General features: G+C 57.1%; 15 protein-coding genes and 1 tRNA gene. 9 read left to right on the forward strand and 7 right to left on the reverse strand.

The genetic code is table 11. The features are described 5' to 3' along the window. Positions 1-5 precede the first annotated feature (5 nt). The 3 genes from QZ534_RS07460 (at position 6) to QZ534_RS07470 (ending at position 3,455) form a co-directional block, all read left to right on the forward strand. Complete coding sequence (locus QZ534_RS07460; RefSeq protein ID WP_296933260.1) at positions 6-1,139, forward strand: peptidoglycan DD-metalloendopeptidase family protein; 1,134 nt, start codon at positions 6-8, stop codon at positions 1,137-1,139. Positions 1,140-1,236: 97 nt separating this feature from the next. Beyond that, positions 1,237-2,643, forward strand: coding sequence for a S41 family peptidase (locus tag QZ534_RS07465; RefSeq protein WP_296933261.1), 1,407 nt, complete (start codon positions 1,237-1,239; stop codon positions 2,641-2,643). Next, positions 2,640-3,455 (forward strand): divergent polysaccharide deacetylase family protein, encoded by an 816-nt coding sequence (locus tag QZ534_RS07470; protein ID WP_296933262.1) that lies wholly within the window; start codon positions 2,640-2,642, stop codon positions 3,453-3,455. The genes QZ534_RS07465 and QZ534_RS07470 overlap by 4 nt, the downstream gene beginning before the upstream one ends. A gap of 194 nt (positions 3,456-3,649) precedes the next feature. Here the strand turns inward: QZ534_RS07470 and hisF are convergent, their stop codons facing one another. From hisF to QZ534_RS07495, 5 genes are all read right to left on the reverse strand, one after another. Then, positions 3,650-4,423, reverse strand: coding sequence for an imidazole glycerol phosphate synthase subunit HisF (hisF, locus tag QZ534_RS07475; protein WP_296933263.1), 774 nt, complete (start codon positions 4,421-4,423; stop codon positions 3,650-3,652). A 9-nt stretch (positions 4,424-4,432) separates the two neighbouring features. Next, a complete protein-coding gene (hisA, locus tag QZ534_RS07480) occupies positions 4,433-5,170 on the reverse strand; it encodes a 1-(5-phosphoribosyl)-5-[(5-phosphoribosylamino)methylideneamino]imidazole-4-carboxamide isomerase (protein ID WP_296933264.1) in 738 nt (245 codons plus the stop codon). 59 nt (positions 5,171-5,229) lie between these two features. Beyond that, a complete protein-coding gene (gene hisH, locus QZ534_RS07485; protein ID WP_296933266.1) occupies positions 5,230-5,868 on the reverse strand; it encodes an imidazole glycerol phosphate synthase subunit HisH in 639 nt (212 codons plus the stop codon). Between the two features lie 31 nt (positions 5,869-5,899). Then, positions 5,900-6,493: an imidazoleglycerol-phosphate dehydratase HisB gene (gene hisB, locus QZ534_RS07490; RefSeq protein WP_014578250.1), complete on the reverse strand. Its 594-nt coding sequence runs from the start codon at positions 6,491-6,493 to the stop codon at positions 5,900-5,902. 138 nt (positions 6,494-6,631) lie between these two features. Continuing rightward, entirely contained in the window at positions 6,632-7,093 is a 462-nt protein-coding gene (locus tag QZ534_RS07495; protein ID WP_296933268.1) for an SRPBCC family protein, read from the reverse strand. A gap of 193 nt (positions 7,094-7,286) precedes the next feature. Between QZ534_RS07495 and QZ534_RS07500 the strand changes: the two genes are divergently transcribed. The 4 genes from QZ534_RS07500 to QZ534_RS07515 all read left to right on the forward strand — a co-directional run bounded on the left by QZ534_RS07500 (position 7,287) and on the right by QZ534_RS07515 (position 11,063). After that, a complete protein-coding gene (locus QZ534_RS07500) occupies positions 7,287-9,452 on the forward strand; it encodes an AsmA family protein (RefSeq protein WP_296933283.1) in 2,166 nt (721 codons plus the stop codon). Continuing rightward, positions 9,452-10,519 (forward strand): A/G-specific adenine glycosylase, encoded by a 1,068-nt coding sequence (gene mutY, locus QZ534_RS07505; protein ID WP_296933285.1) that lies wholly within the window; start codon positions 9,452-9,454, stop codon positions 10,517-10,519. Before QZ534_RS07500 ends, mutY begins: the two co-directional genes overlap by 1 nt. Positions 10,520-10,593: 74 nt before the next feature. Further along, positions 10,594-10,866, forward strand: a complete 273-nt coding sequence (locus QZ534_RS07510; RefSeq protein ID WP_008169302.1) for an oxidative damage protection protein — start codon at positions 10,594-10,596, stop codon at positions 10,864-10,866. A gap of 121 nt (positions 10,867-10,987) precedes the next feature. Further along, positions 10,988-11,063, forward strand: a tRNA-Phe gene (locus tag QZ534_RS07515). Between the two features lie 705 nt (positions 11,064-11,768). Here the strand turns inward: QZ534_RS07515 and QZ534_RS07520 are convergent. Beyond that, positions 11,769-11,957 carry a hypothetical protein gene (locus QZ534_RS07520; protein ID WP_296933288.1) on the reverse strand — a complete coding sequence of 63 codons (189 nt, stop codon included), beginning with the start codon at positions 11,955-11,957 and terminating at the stop codon, positions 11,769-11,771. Positions 11,958-12,296: 339 nt separating this feature from the next. Here QZ534_RS07520 and QZ534_RS07525 point away from each other — a divergent pair, with 339 nt between their 5' ends. Beyond that, positions 12,297-12,725 carry a TOBE domain-containing protein gene (locus tag QZ534_RS07525; RefSeq protein WP_296933290.1) on the forward strand — a complete coding sequence of 143 codons (429 nt, stop codon included), beginning with the start codon at positions 12,297-12,299 and terminating at the stop codon, positions 12,723-12,725. A gap of 101 nt (positions 12,726-12,826) precedes the next feature. Here the strand turns inward: QZ534_RS07525 and QZ534_RS07530 are convergent, their stop codons facing one another. Then, the gene (locus QZ534_RS07530; RefSeq protein ID WP_296933292.1) at positions 12,827-13,267 is read right to left on the reverse strand and encodes a universal stress protein; all 441 of its coding nucleotides are present in this window, start codon (positions 13,265-13,267) and stop codon (positions 12,827-12,829) included. A gap of 188 nt (positions 13,268-13,455) precedes the next feature. Between QZ534_RS07530 and QZ534_RS07535 the strand changes: the two genes are divergently transcribed. Continuing rightward, on the forward strand, positions 13,456-14,137 hold a 682-nt coding region (locus QZ534_RS07535; protein WP_296933294.1), incomplete at its 3' end, for a calcium/sodium antiporter.

Here is a 14,137-nt window from a genome sequence, read left to right on the forward strand (position 1 = left end):
AACCTTTGCGACTTACCGCAATTCTGGCGCTCATCCTTTCTCTGGGTGCAGCGCCGGCACTCGCCCAGCAGGATGTCACACCAGCGCAGATCGAGGAACTCAAGGAGCGCATTGAGGATATCGATGATTGGCTGGAAGATGCCGAAGAAGACCGCTCCTCCCTGGAGCGGCAGCTTGCCGCGACCGAAAAGAACATCAGCCGCCTGACCCGCGAGCGTCGCTCCCTGCGACAGCAGGCAGAACAGCAGCAGCAAAGACTCCGGGAACTGGAGAACGAGGCGCAGGAACTGACCCGCACACTAGACCGCCAGCGGGACAGCCTCAAGAAGCAGATCCGCGCAGCCTGGATGGAAGGGGATGCGCCGGCAGTGAAGGTTCTTCTCAATGAAATTGATCCGGACAAGATTGCCCGGACCATGACCTACTACGAATACCTCAGTAAGGACACGGTTACTCGGCTGGAGGCGTTCCGGAAAAGCTTGCAGGAACTCAGAAGCACTCAGGCTAAAGTGCAGTCAACCCGTGTTGAGCTGGCAAGGACGGAAGAGAACGTCGCCAAGCGCCAGCAGGAGCTGACCGAATCCAGACAGGAACGCCAGCAGACCCTGGCAGCGCTCAATGCCGATATCCAGAACCGCCGCAGCGAACGGGAAGAGCTGGAATCGGATCGCAAGCGGCTGGAAAATCTGCTTGAGGAAGTGCAACAGGCCATTAATAACATACCCTCACCCAATGAGTCCCAGCCCTTCGCTTCATTGCGCAACAAGCTGCCCTGGCCGGCAGAGGGCCGGGTATTGAGCCGGTACGGTGAGCGTTATGCCGACGGCAAACTCCGGCGTAATGGCCTGCTTATCGCTACCGGGGAGGAAGCGGAGATCCGCGCCATACATTATGGCCGGGTCGTGTTTGCTAACTGGCTGAGGGGATTTGGCCTGATCACCATCATTAATCACGGTGACGGCTACATGACACTGTACGGCCACAGCAGCAGCCTGTTCACCAGCCCCGGGGACTGGGTGGCTGCCGGCGAGCCCATCGCCCAGGCTGGCCGTACCGGTGGCACCGATTCCCCGGCCCTGTATTTTGAAGTCCGGCACAATGGCAAGCCCGACAACCCCGGCCGGTGGCTGGCAAACTGAGAAGCCCCTGGAGGGCTGACAAACGCCGCGGGTAACGCCATACTGTCCGGAATCAGGGAATCCAGTCCAACTATCGGAATAAAAACGGGATATGTGAATGAAACGGGTCAGAAGTACACTCCACGCCTTTCCATTGCGCAGCATTGCGCTCGCCACCTGTTTCGCAACCGCTTCCGGACTGGCCTGGGCCCAGGATGAAGACGCCGCCACCGAACAGCTGCTGGAAGGCATCCAGAACGGCGAAAGGGTAGAAATCAGCCTGCCGGATCCCGAGAAACAACTGCCGCTGGAAGACCTCCGCAAGTTCACCGAGGTATTCAGCCGCATAAAGGATGCCTACGTAGAGGAAGTGAGCGATCGCAAGCTCCTCGAAAGCGCTATCAAGGGCATGCTGTCAGACCTTGACCCACACTCCACCTACCTGGCACCGAAAGACTACGAAGAGCTGGAAGAAAGCACCTCCGGCGAGTTCGGCGGCCTGGGCATTGAAGTGGGCATGGAAAACGGCTTCGTGAAAGTGATTGCGCCCATCGACGACACGCCGGCACAGAAGGCGGGCGTACGGGCCGGCGACCTGATCATCAAACTTGATGAAAAGCCGGTCAAAGGCATGAGCCTGGAGGAAGCCGTTCAGCTTATGCGGGGTAAACCCGGCTCGATCCTGACACTCACTATCATGCGTGAGGGCGAAAGCGCACCCATCGAAATCGAAGTGGAGCGCGACATCATCAAGGTGACCAGCGTGAAATCCCGCATGCTGGAGAATGGCTACGGCTATGTCCGCATTACCCAGTTCCAGGCCGATACGGGCTCACAGTTCAAGGATGCCCTCAACGGGCTGGAAGACGAACTTGGCCGGGACCTTGACGGGCTCATCATCGACCTGCGAAACAACCCGGGCGGTGTGCTGCAAGCCGCTGTAGAGTCTGCCGATGCCCTGCTTGATGAAGGACTGATCGTCTACACCGAAGGCCGCATCCAGAGCTCCCGCCTGCGCTTCAGCGCACGGGCTGGTGACATCATGGAAGGCACGCCCATTGTGGTTCTGATCAATGGCGGATCTGCCTCCGCCTCGGAAATCCTCGCCGGTGCCCTCCAGGACCATGAAAGGGCCGTGGTGATGGGTACTAAATCCTTCGGCAAGGGCAGCGTTCAGACAGTGATTCCGCTGGATGAGACCCATGCCATCAAGATGACCACCGCGCGCTATTACACGCCCGATGGACGCTCCATCCAGGCAACCGGTATCAAACCGGACATCGAAGTACGCCCGGCGGAGCTGAAGGAACTCGACAGCAAGCCCTTCTTTACCGAAGCAGACCTGAGCGGGCATCTTGAAGGCCAGAATGAGGGCGAACAGCAAAACGAGGAAAACAGCGCAGAGGGCCAATCCGGCTCCATGGCGGACCGGGATTATCAGTTGCGCTCGGCACTGAACCTGCTTAAAGGCATCCGGATTCTGAACCCCAACAAAAAGGACAAGGCAGAAGGAAACGATCAGTGAGAGTGGCGAGTACTCTGCTGGCCCTGGCATTCTGCATTGCCGCCGGCGCAGTGTCGGCGGAACGGGCCAGAACAGCTCTGCCCCCGACCATTGCCATCATTATCGATGACATGGGCCACAGCCTCGCTGAAGGCGAGCGACTGGCCAACATGGATCAGCCGCTCACCCTGGCATTCCTGCCCTATCGCCGGCATACCGACAGTCTTGCCCGCCTTGCCCACAAGCAGCACAAGGAGATCATGCTGCATGCCCCCATGGCCAATACCCGCAATTATGGTCTCGGCCCGGGTGGTCTGACGCCAGACATGGACGAACAGAGTGTGACAACGACTCTGCGCAGGGCGCTGCAGTCCATTCCACACGTCCAGGGCGTTAACAACCACATGGGCAGCCTGCTGACCCAGCAACTGCAGCCCATGGACTGGGTGATGAAGGAGCTGTTCCGCTACCCGGTTTACTTTATCGACAGCCGCACCATCGCCTCATCTGTTGCTGGTGACGTCGCAGCCGCCTACCGGATTCCAACCATGACCCGGGACGTGTTTCTCGACCATGAGCAAACCGAGGAATTTGTGGACCGCCAGTTCAAACTGCTGATCAAGCGCGCCCGGGAAAACGGCAGCGCCATCGGCATTGGCCATCCTCACAAGGTCACTGTGGATTACCTGGAAAAGCACCTGCCAAAACTCGATGAGCAAGGCATCGCAATTGCCACCGTCAGTGGCCTCTGGGCCATGCGCAACGGCAATCGGGAAATGTTTGCGGAAGGAGAAAAGCAGGCCATTCGACCTGCTTTTGCGCAGAAAAAGTAACCTGCACTGTCGGATTACGGCTTTGCCTAATCCGACCTACGAGTGGATTGCATTTGCCTAATCCGACCTACGAGTGGATTGCATGGGAGGTAACAGGCGGATTACGGCTGCGCCTAATCCGACCTACGATAGAAACACCCGCGGATAACAGTAGGTCGGATTAGACGAAGTCGTAATCCGACAAACCACTCACCCTAATCACGAACCTCTATGCCCTGGGCCTTCATAAAGGACTTCGCCTCAGGAATGGTGTGCTGCCCGAAGTGAAAGATAGAGGCCGCCAGCACAGCGTCCGCGCCGCCCTGGGTAACGCCATCGGCCAGGTGCTGCAGCTCTCCGACACCGCCGGAGGCAATCACCGGCACAATCACCGCATCGCTGATAGCTTTGGTCAGCCCCAGATCAAAGCCGATCTTGGTACCGTCCCGGTCCATACTGGTCAGCAGTAGCTCACCAGCACCCATCTCCACCATCTTGCGCGCCCATTCAACGGCGTCCAGCCCCGTGGGTTTGCGGCCACCGTGGGTAAAGATTTCCCATCGGGGTTCCTCGCCCTCTTTACTGACTCGCTTGGCATCAATGGCCACCACAATACACTGGCTGCCAAAGCGCTCCGCCGCTTCCCGAACAAACTCGGGGTTGAACACGGCTGCGGTGTTGATCGAAACCTTGTCGGCACCGGCATTCAGCAGTTTGCGTATATCATCCACAGTGCGCACGCCACCGCCCACTGTCAGCGGAATGAAGACTTCAGCCGCCATTCGTTCAACGGTCTCGTAGGTGGTGTCACGGCTCTCATGGCTGGCCGTGATGTCGAGGAAGGTGATTTCGTCGGCACCCTGCTCGTTGTATCGGCGGGCCACTTCCACCGGGTCGCCGGCATCGCGGATATCGACGAAATTGACGCCCTTCACCACGCGGCCTTTGTCGACATCAAGACAGGGAATGATGCGTTTTGCCAGAGCCATAAGTATTCCTTACCCCTTCAGGCTATCGCAGAAAGCCTGGGCTTCCGCTACATCCAGGGTGCCTTCATAGATAGCACGGCCCGTGATGGCACCAAGGATGCCCTTATCCGCCACGGTAGCCAGGCGTTTCAGATCATCCATATTGGTCACGCCACCAGAGGCGATAACCGGAATGCCACCCTCTTCGGCCAGCGCCGCCGTAGCCTCCACATTGACGCCCTGCATCATGCCGTCTCGGCTGATATCGGTGTAAACAATGGCATCCACGCCGTCGTTGGCAAAGCGCTTGGCGAGATCGGTGGCCATCACCTCCGAGACTTCGGCCCAGCCATCTGTCGCCACGCGGCCGTCTTTGGCGTCCAGGCCAACAATGATGTGGCCCGGGAATTTCTTGCACATCTCGGTCACAAATTCCGGCTCTTTCACGGCCTTGGTGCCGATGATGACCCACTGCACGCCGGCCTTCAGGTAGGCCTCGATGGTTTCCGCCGAGCGGATACCACCGCCGATCTGGATCGGCAGCTCCGGGTATTTGCGGGCAATGGCCTGGACAATCTCACCGTTGACCGGCTCGCCAGCAAACGCTCCATTCAGGTCAACCAGGTGCAGGCGGCGGGCGCCGGCTTCCACCCAGCGGGTGGCCATATCGACAGGGTCGTCACCAAACACCGTGGAGTCGTCCATGCGGCCCTGGCGAAGGCGTACGCATTTGCCGTCTTTGAGATCAATGGCAGGGATAATCAGCATAGTATTTCTTTCCTATCGGAAAATAGAGCAACCAGGAGGGCTACTGCGTACCGGTCTGCTTACTTTCCAGTCCAGTTTGTAAAATTCTTGAGCAACTGCAAACCAGCCCGGGCACTCTTCTCCGGGTGGAATTGCACCGCAAAAATATTGTCTCTTGCCACCGCTGCCGCCAGGTCCACGCCGTAGTGCGCGCGACCGGCCATCTCAGCATTGCCTTTCGCTTCAGCGTAATAACTGTGCACAAAATAGAAGCGGTCGCCGTCCGGGATGTTGTGCCAGAGCGGATGATCAATAGTCTGGTAGACCTCATTCCAGCCCATGTGGGGTACTTTCAGACGCTCACCGTTTTCCACCAGGTTTTCGCCGAAAAAACGCACTTCTGCCGGGAACAGGTTGATGCAGTCAACACCACCATTTTCCTCACTGCGGGACATAAGGGCCTGCATGCCCACACAAATGCCCAGGAACGGTCGATCCCGGGACACCTCCCGTACCAGCGTATCCACTTCCAGCCGACGGATCTCGTGCATGCAGTCGCGGATAGCGCCCACACCGGGAAGGATAACGTGGTCGGCTTCACGGATCTGGCTGGCGTTATCGGTGACCAGTACCCGGACATCGGGGGCCACATGCTCCACTGCTTTGCGAGCAGAATGCAGGTTCCCCATACCGTAGTCGATGATGGCGACGGTCTTCATAGTTAAATGCGGTGTCCTGTTTCGTGAAGGCTTACAGCGAACCTTTGGTGGACGGGGTGATGCCGGCCATACGCTCGTCCATTTCAATAGCCATGCGAAGCGCGCGACCAAAGGCCTTGAACACGGTTTCAATCTGGTGGTGGGTATTCTTGCCCTTCAGATTGTCGATGTGCAGGGTCACCATGGAGTGATTTACGAAGCCGTGGAAGAACTCCTCGAACAGATCAACGTCGAAGCCACCCACGGCGCCGCGGGTATAAGGCACATCCATCATCAGGCCAGGGCGGCCGGACAGGTCGATAACCACCCGGGAGAGAGCTTCATCCAGCGGCACATAGGCGTGGCCATAGCGGCGGATGCCCTTTTTGTCGCCAACAGCCTGCTTGAAGGCCTGGCCAAGGGTGATACCGATGTCTTCCACGGTGTGGTGGTCGTCGATGTGCAGATCCCCCCTGGAAACGATGTTCAGATCCACCAGGCCATGACGGGCAATCTGATCCATCATGTGCTCCAGAAAGGGCACGCCGGTGTCGAAACTGGATTTACCGGTGCCGTCGAGATCAATCTCAACGGTGATCTGGGTTTCAAGGGTATTTCGTTCTACCCGAGCCTTACGTTCGGCCATGGGGACTCCGTGACAATTTAGCGGCATAACGCCGGAAGTAATCGATCCGGCGATTATACCTTTTATGTCCGCCGGAGTCCCACAACCGGTTTAATCACTGCGATAGCGAAATGCGGCCATTTGGCAGACAGGGATTTGTCAGAATGCCTTCTTGAGGTTATTCATGTAGGTGTCCACAAGACTGTTGAACTCGTGCTTGATAACCGGGCTGATGGCCAGTTTAAGCAGGCTTGGCAGGGGCACGGTCAACTCGGCACTGGTCTGGAACTTCACGGCGGTGGCATTGTCACCCTTGGACTTGATGGTCCAGGAGCCGCTCACAACCCCGTTGCCCTCGCCTTTTACCGGCTCCCAGGTAATTCGTCCGGCGTCTTTGTCCGAATGGTATTTGCAGGCGTAAACGGACTGGATTGCGTGCTTGTCGACGCCCACTTTTTCCATTTCCCAACGGTACGCGTTGTCGCCAAGATCGGTCAGCTTATGAACCTTCGGAAAGTGACTGGCTGAACGTGGCACATCCGCCAGCAGATCAAACACTTCATCATAGCTTCCCGGAATCTCCAGTTCCCGGTTCAGCTCAATCGAAACGGTAATAGCCACGGCCAACTCCTTCTTGTGTTTATAGGTATCAATGTAGTCGGAAAATCAGGGAGGTGTATTTTGGCCCAACACTACCGCATTGTCATACTCCCGCGCTGTTAATTTGTTAACCCTGCGTTATCCTTTGGGTCATTGGCGTTGGTATTCGCCGCGAATACTGCAAGCTCCCAACATTAGGAAGGAAGCCTGAATCATGAAAGCCGTCCGTTATGTGCTGATTGCCATCGTTGCACTGATCATTCTTGCCGTGGCTGCCGTTGCCATTGCCATGGCTGTGATCAATCCCAACGACTACAAGCCCCAGATTGAACAGGCCGTTGAGGATGCAACGAACCTGGACCTGATTCTGGAAGGAGACATTGGCTGGTCTTTTATTCCGCTTGGCCTGGAGCTGAATTCCGTAGAGGCCAAACTGGAAGGCGATCGTTTTGTGGCCCTGGAGCAGTTGGTCGCCCAGATCGATTTCTGGTCATTGATTGCCATGTCGCCACGGGTAAACACCTTCGTGCTGGACGGACTGGACGCCCGGCTTGAAGTAAACGAACAGGGCGAAGGCAACTGGAACCGGATCATGCCCGAGAAGGCGGCGGGAGCGGCAACCGAGGAAACAGCCGGGACCCAGGATGAGCAGGCACAGGATAGCGAGGGCGCCGGCGGCGAGCCTCTGAACTTCAACGTTGAAAACGTTCAGATCAGCAACGCCCAGTTGCACTACACCGACAAGAGCACCGGGCAGGCGGTCACACTGGAGAACTTCACCGTTAACGCCAGCAACATCACGCTGGGCTCCGAGTTTCCGCTGGAAATCGGGTTCCGGGTAGCCACCACCCAGCCCACTTTCGAAGTGGACGGCAGTATCAGCGCCCGCCTTGCCGCCAACGAGGCGCTCAACGAATTCGCCGTATCCGGCCTGAATGCCGTGTTCGACATGACCGGCGAGCCGTTCGGCGGCAAAGAGGTCACGGCTGAACTCGAAGGCTCGGCCAGGGCAAACCTGGAAAACGAAACCGCCAACCTGAGCGGCTCTACCGCCAGCCTGGCTAACCTGAATCTGTCTACCGATCTGGATGTGACCGGATTCGGCGACAAGCCGACCCTGAGTGGCGAGGTATCCATTGCCGAGTTCTCGCTTAAGGATCTTCTGAACAACCTGGGCCAGCCCGCGGTGGAAACCAGCGATCCGGACGTGCTTGAAGCCGTCGCCTTTTCCACCGGCATTGGCGGCCCGGCCGGAAAGGTGGAGCTCACCGACCTGACCATCAAATTGGATGACACTACCTTCAATGGCTCCGGCAGTTACAACCTGGCCGACTCAGGCATCGTCTTTAACTTGCAGGGCGACCAGTTGAATGCCGACCGGTACCTGCCCCCTCAAGCTGAGGGAGAAACCGAGGAAGCACCCGCATCCCAGGAAACCGCTGCAGCCGGACCCGAAGGCGACCTTCTGCCCCTGGAGACCCTCCGCAGCCTGCTACTGGATATTGATCTGGGCCTCGGCCAGCTGATCGTCAGCAACCTGACCATCAACGAAATCAAAGCCAGCACCACCGCGAAAAGCGGCCTGCTCAAAATTGATGAATTCAGCGGCAAACTCTACGAGGGCAGCTTCGGCGCCAACGTGACCATCGACGCCCGCAGCGACAATCCGAAATGGACCGTGGGTTCAGACGTTTCCAACGTGCAGACCCTTCCCCTGCTTACCGACCTGGCCGAGGTGGATATGCTCGCCGGCGGCGCCAACCTCAAGATCAACGCCACCACCACCGGCAACCGGATTTCAGCCTTGCGTAGCAACGCTGACGGCCAGATCAGCTTCAACCTGGCAGAGGGCGAGTTCCGCCGCATGAACCTGACCCGCATGGCCTGCCAGGGCATCGCCCTGGTCAACCAGGAAGATCTGACAACCACAGACTGGGGCACCAGCACACCGTTCAACGACATGCGCGGCACCCTCGACATCAATGGCAACACCCTGAATAACACCGATCTGGTGGCAGCACTGGCCGGTATGCGTCTTGAGGGCAATGGCACCGTGGATATTGCCCAGAGCCAGCTGGACTACGAGGTGGGCCTGAGAATCGTCGGTGAGATTCACAGGGACAACGCCTGCCGTGTCACCGAATACGTGGAAAATGCGGTTATTCCTGTAGAGTGCCGCGGCAATTTCGCCGAAGACCCGGCCGGCCTTTGCTCCTTTGATGGCTCCCGCTTCCGGGACACCCTGAAGACCATCGCGGAAAATGCCGCCAAGGCAAAAGCCCGCGAAGAAGTGGACAAGGCCAAAGCCAAAGCAGAGGAAAAGGTGAAGGAAAAGGTCCAGGAGCAGATCGGCGACAAACTGAAGGGCCTGTTCAACTGATGCCGGACAGCTTCGCCAACAAACTGCTGCAATGGTACGACAGCCACGGCCGGCATGACCTGCCGTGGCATCACAACCGGAACGCCTATCGGGTGTGGGTGTCGGAAATCATGTTGCAGCAAACCCAGGTAACCACCGTTATCCCCTACTTTGAAGCGTTCATGGAACGTTTCCCGGACGTCCACGCCCTGGCCGAAGGCCCCGTGGATGATGTACTCAGCCACTGGTCTGGCCTCGGTTACTACGCCCGGGCCCGCAACCTGCAGAAAGCGGCGCAAACGGTCGTTCGGGATTTTGGTGGCGAGTTTCCACAAACCCAGGAAGAGCTTGAATCCCTCACCGGCATCGGCCGCTCCACAGCCGCCGCCATACTGGCCCAGGCTTTTGGGATTCGCGCCGCTATCCTGGATGGCAATGTCAAACGGGTACTGGCGCGCTACCATGCGATCCCCGGCTGGCCCGGACAGACCGCCGTCCTCAAACAGCTCTGGCAACGGGCGGAAGAGCATACTCCTGAACAGCGGGTACGTGACTACACCCAGGGCATCATGGACCTGGGCGCCATGGTTTGTACCCGCAGCCGACCGGTTTGTGAGAGCTGTCCGCTGCAAGAAGGCTGCATGGCCTACGCCCAGGGGGAAACCTCACTCTATCCCGGCTCCAAACCGAAAAAGGCCAAGCCGGAGAAAACCACCTGGATGGTCATCCTTGAGGACGGCGAGGGACGCATTCTGCTGGAGCGTCGCCCACCCAGCGGCATCTGGGGTGGTCTCTGGAGTCTCCCGGAACTGGACCCGGCCTATGGCGCCGATGAGCTCCAGGAAGCCTGCGAGCAGAGCCTGGGACTGGATTGCGGAGAGCCGGAGCTAATCAGCGGCTTCCGACACACCTTCTCCCATTACCACCTGCACATTCAGCCGGCCCGCCTGAACGTCACTGGCCGAGCCAACACCGTTGCAGACAGCGATCACCTGAAATGGCTGCATCGCCATGAAGCCCTGAACCTCGGCCTGCCGGCGCCGATCCGGTCGCTGCTTACCGAACCGGAGCAAGCCGCCCTGCTTTGACCCGGCCCGCTAGCGCATTCGGCCGCAACGATCTGTTATCATCACCGCCAGCAACATTGCCAACAGGAGCCACCATGAGCCGTACCGTTTTCTGCCGCAAATACCAGAAAGAACTGGAAGGCCTGGACTTCCCGCCCATGCCCGGCGCTAAAGGCCAGGATATCTTCGAGAATATTTCGAAGCAGGCCTGGGAAGAATGGCAGGCCCAGCAGACCATGCTGATCAACGAAAAACACCTGAGCTTGATGGACCCGAACACCCGCAAGTACCTGCAGGCGCAGATGGAACATTTCTTCAATAACGAGCCGTTCGACAAGGCCGAAGGCTACGTTCCACCGGAACAATAACCCCGGATTGATCAAAGCCTGAGCATGCCTGAAAAGATTCAGAAATTTTTCCGGCCTAGCCTTGACTCAAAACATCGAAACCGGTTTAATAGCGCCCCGTTGCACAGCAGTAGCGCAACATGCCCGGATAGCTCAGTTGGTAGAGCAGGGGATTGAAAATCCCCGTGTCGGTGGTTCGATTCCGCCTCCGGGCACCATTAAGAATTCAGACAGAACCCGCCTTGTGCGGGTTTTGTTGTTTCTAGACCGCCCCACGGGACATCCACCACAAACACTTCGCAACCCTCCCCCCGCTGCCTAGCAGCCCCGACGTTGCAGTACAGGAATTACTGGCGACCCTAGCGACATTGGCATATCCTTTGGTTTTGGCTCCCAACACCAGTAATGCAACGTTTCCGAGGGCATTACCATGAGAAATCTCCACCTAACATTATCTTTAGCGGCTTCTCTTTTGGTAGTTGGATGCGTCAATAACAACGTCGAACCAACGCTTAAAACTTCCAGCGCATCTGTGAGCTCCAAAGGGCTGTTTGAATGCATTAACCGCAATGGCAACGGTTACATCGACCGTTCTGAACACGTATACCTGCGCCCATGCGGAATCACCGAGGACCTCGCCTGCGGCAATGCTCCAGACTCATTTGACGAAAGCTCTAACACTGACACCGTGCAATTCGGATCGAGATTGCTTCAACTTGCCGATGCAGATGGTGATCAGAGGATAAGCAGCCTCGAGCTCCGCGCCCACTGCAATAACATGGCCGTGAAGAAATAAATTCTGGGTTCGCTTGGGCGCATTCTGGTGAGACATGAAAGTGGTGCCGCCTCCACGCACTATTAAGAAATCATACAAAACCCGCCTTGTGCGGGTTTTGTCGTTTCTGACGCCCAAGAAAACCGGCTCATGCTGAGACCCTTTGGGAGTGACTGGCCCTGGGGTCAATGCGCTCTTCCATCAGCCGTCGCTCACACATTGCTCTTTTCAGTTCCGTGTAATTCGTGGGGCTGGGATCCTCTTCGTAACGCTCCTGCGCCAGTCTCGCCAGGTCACATTTATCGAGCCATTTCTCGATCAGCTCTGCTGTTTTCATAGTCACCTCACTCATTGGAATTCACTCGGCCAGCATAAAGCCCGGACCTTCGGCTATCTCGGTTGCTTTTCGCATGAATTGTGGCGAATCATGGAGGGTGGAAGGATCGGGAACGAGCGGAAATTGAAGACTACCGGCTTTTGAAGGAAGCACAGGAAAAGATGGGTGATGAGGCAATCTCGGTCTCAGTGAAGCAGTTACGAAGTGACTCCGAAGCAAGGCGTTTGCGCTTTTGAGTGGTTGAGAGGCTACCACAGGGGGTAGCAGGAACCTCGAAGACCATTCTTGGTCACCCCCATGGTACGATCCAGAAATGAAACCCAATCGAGGAGGCGACCTATGAAAGTAAGTGCGCGCAATGCATTAAAAGGTACAGTAGTTGGCCTTAAAGAGGGCCCCGTAAATTCCGAGGCGATCGTAGAGCTGGCTGGGGGCGAGCAGCTGGTTGCCGTTGTAACCAGCGAGAGCACCAAACATCTCGGTCTTGAATCAGGCAGTCAGGTTACTGCGCTTATCAAGGCACCTTGGGTCATGTTGATGACCGATTGCGACGATATTCGTCTGTCAGCACGCAACTGCCTCAAAGGTAAAGTAGTCAGCGTCAGTGATGGTGCGGTCAATGCAGAGGTTGTTCTTGAACTGGCCGGTGGTAGCCGACTATGCGCGATCGTGACACGCGATGCCGTTGAGGAGCTAGGGCTGAAATCCGGCGTGGATGCCTCGGCTGTTATCAAGGCTTCAAACATCATTCTGGCCGTACCTGCCTGAGCATTGGCGATAAAATTCGCCCGCAGCAATCGGCGTTGCTTATCCGGCAACGCACAAAAAACCGCGATCATGATCGCGGTTTTTTGATTTCAGAAATAATATTACTCACTTACGACAGTCACCGGGCGGTGAGCATGCCGGACCACCTTTTCACTGACACTGCCAAGAGTGAGGCTTCTCAGCATTGAGTCGCCTCGCCGGCCCAGAAACATATGGGAGCCGGGATTTTCATCGAGATACTCAACTATCTCCTTGGCCGGATCACCCTTGAGCAGGACTTCTTCAGACGGCTCAATAATTCCGCTTATGGCCTGTTTTGCAGTATCAAATGCCTTGCGTCCGTATTCGTTTGCCTCTTCATCGATATCGCTTTGCCATACGCCACTGACAATCAGCTTTTCCACTCTGGTGCCCGGGAAAACCGCCAGCAGCTTGAGTGATTGGCCGGTCGCTTTGGCTAGCTCGGCTGCCATTTTGGCCGCGTGCGATGAATGCTCCGAACCGTCACACGCGACTACAATGCTTTGAGTTCCATTTGCCATGTCTTCCCCTCCTTTCCTGGTCAATGTTTAACCAAACTAACATTGCAGCGGCCATCCGATGGTTGATTGAAATCAATTACTGCAGGATCGGTTTTTGCTCGAAGAGCATTTGTACCTATTGCAGGGAAACATGGCACCATCGATTCTTGCGCTGCCGAGACGGCAATAGACAGAAAGGAGTGATTGAAATGCTGATGGCCATTGGGGCGATCATTGCGGGTCTGATTCTGCTGGTGTGGAGTGCAGACAAATTTGTTGAAGGCTCGGCCACGACGGCCAGCCACTTCGGGATGCCACCACTGCTGATCGGTATGGTGGTGGTGGGCTTTGGCACATCTGCGCCGGAGATGGCCGTTTCTGCGCTGGCCGCCTCCCAGGGCAACCCGGGGCTGGCGCTGGGTAACGCTTATGGTTCGAATATTACCAACATAGCTCTGATTCTTGGTATTACCGCACTGCTGGCTCCGATAGCCGTGCATTCGCAGGTCATGCGTAAAGAGCTCCCCATCCTGATACTGGTCACCGCCTTCGCTGGCTGGCTGCTTTGGGACGGCGACCTTACCCAGCTAGACGCCATCGGCCTCATGCTCATCTTCGTGGTGCTGATCGGCTGGAGTATTTATCAGGGCCTTCGGCAACCCGACGATGCTCTGGCAAAAGAGATGAGCGAAGAAGTGCATGCGATGCCGTTGCGCAAAGCGCTTTTGTGGCTCGTGGCCGGACTGCTGCTGTTGATTGTCAGCTCCCGCATTCTGGTGTGGGGCGCCGTGGATCTGGCTACCATGTTCGGCATCAGCGATCTGGTTATCGGCCTGACCATTGTGGCCATTGGCACCTCACTCCCGGAGCTGGCCTCGTCCATCATCGCCG

It is taken from the genome of uncultured Marinobacter sp., from assembly GCF_913055835.1.
In the GTDB taxonomy this organism is placed as follows: Bacteria; Pseudomonadota; Gammaproteobacteria; order Pseudomonadales; family Oleiphilaceae; genus Marinobacter.

What these genes read in the sequence shown, in the direction of transcription:
- QZ534_RS07465 (WP_296933261.1), top strand. Translation starts at nt 1,237, where the DNA reads ATGAAACGGGTCAGAAGTACACTCCACGCCTTTCCATTGCGCAGCATT.
- hisF (WP_296933263.1), bottom strand. Translation starts at nt 4,423, where the DNA reads ATGGCTCTGGCAAAACGCATCATTCCCTGTCTTGATGTCGACAAAGGC.
- hisA (WP_296933264.1), bottom strand. Translation starts at nt 5,170, where the DNA reads ATGCTGATTATCCCTGCCATTGATCTCAAAGACGGCAAATGCGTACGC.
- hisH (WP_296933266.1), bottom strand. Translation starts at nt 5,868, where the DNA reads ATGAAGACCGTCGCCATCATCGACTACGGTATGGGGAACCTGCATTCT.
- hisB (WP_014578250.1), bottom strand. Translation starts at nt 6,493, where the DNA reads ATGGCCGAACGTAAGGCTCGGGTAGAACGAAATACCCTTGAAACCCAG.
- QZ534_RS07500 (WP_296933283.1), top strand. Translation starts at nt 7,287, where the DNA reads ATGAAAGCCGTCCGTTATGTGCTGATTGCCATCGTTGCACTGATCATT.
- mutY (WP_296933285.1), top strand. Translation starts at nt 9,452, where the DNA reads ATGCCGGACAGCTTCGCCAACAAACTGCTGCAATGGTACGACAGCCAC.
- QZ534_RS07510 (WP_008169302.1), top strand. Translation starts at nt 10,594, where the DNA reads ATGAGCCGTACCGTTTTCTGCCGCAAATACCAGAAAGAACTGGAAGGC.
- QZ534_RS07520 (WP_296933288.1), bottom strand. Translation starts at nt 11,957, where the DNA reads ATGAAAACAGCAGAGCTGATCGAGAAATGGCTCGATAAATGTGACCTG.
- QZ534_RS07525 (WP_296933290.1), top strand. Translation starts at nt 12,297, where the DNA reads ATGAAAGTAAGTGCGCGCAATGCATTAAAAGGTACAGTAGTTGGCCTT.
- QZ534_RS07530 (WP_296933292.1), bottom strand. Translation starts at nt 13,267, where the DNA reads ATGGCAAATGGAACTCAAAGCATTGTAGTCGCGTGTGACGGTTCGGAG.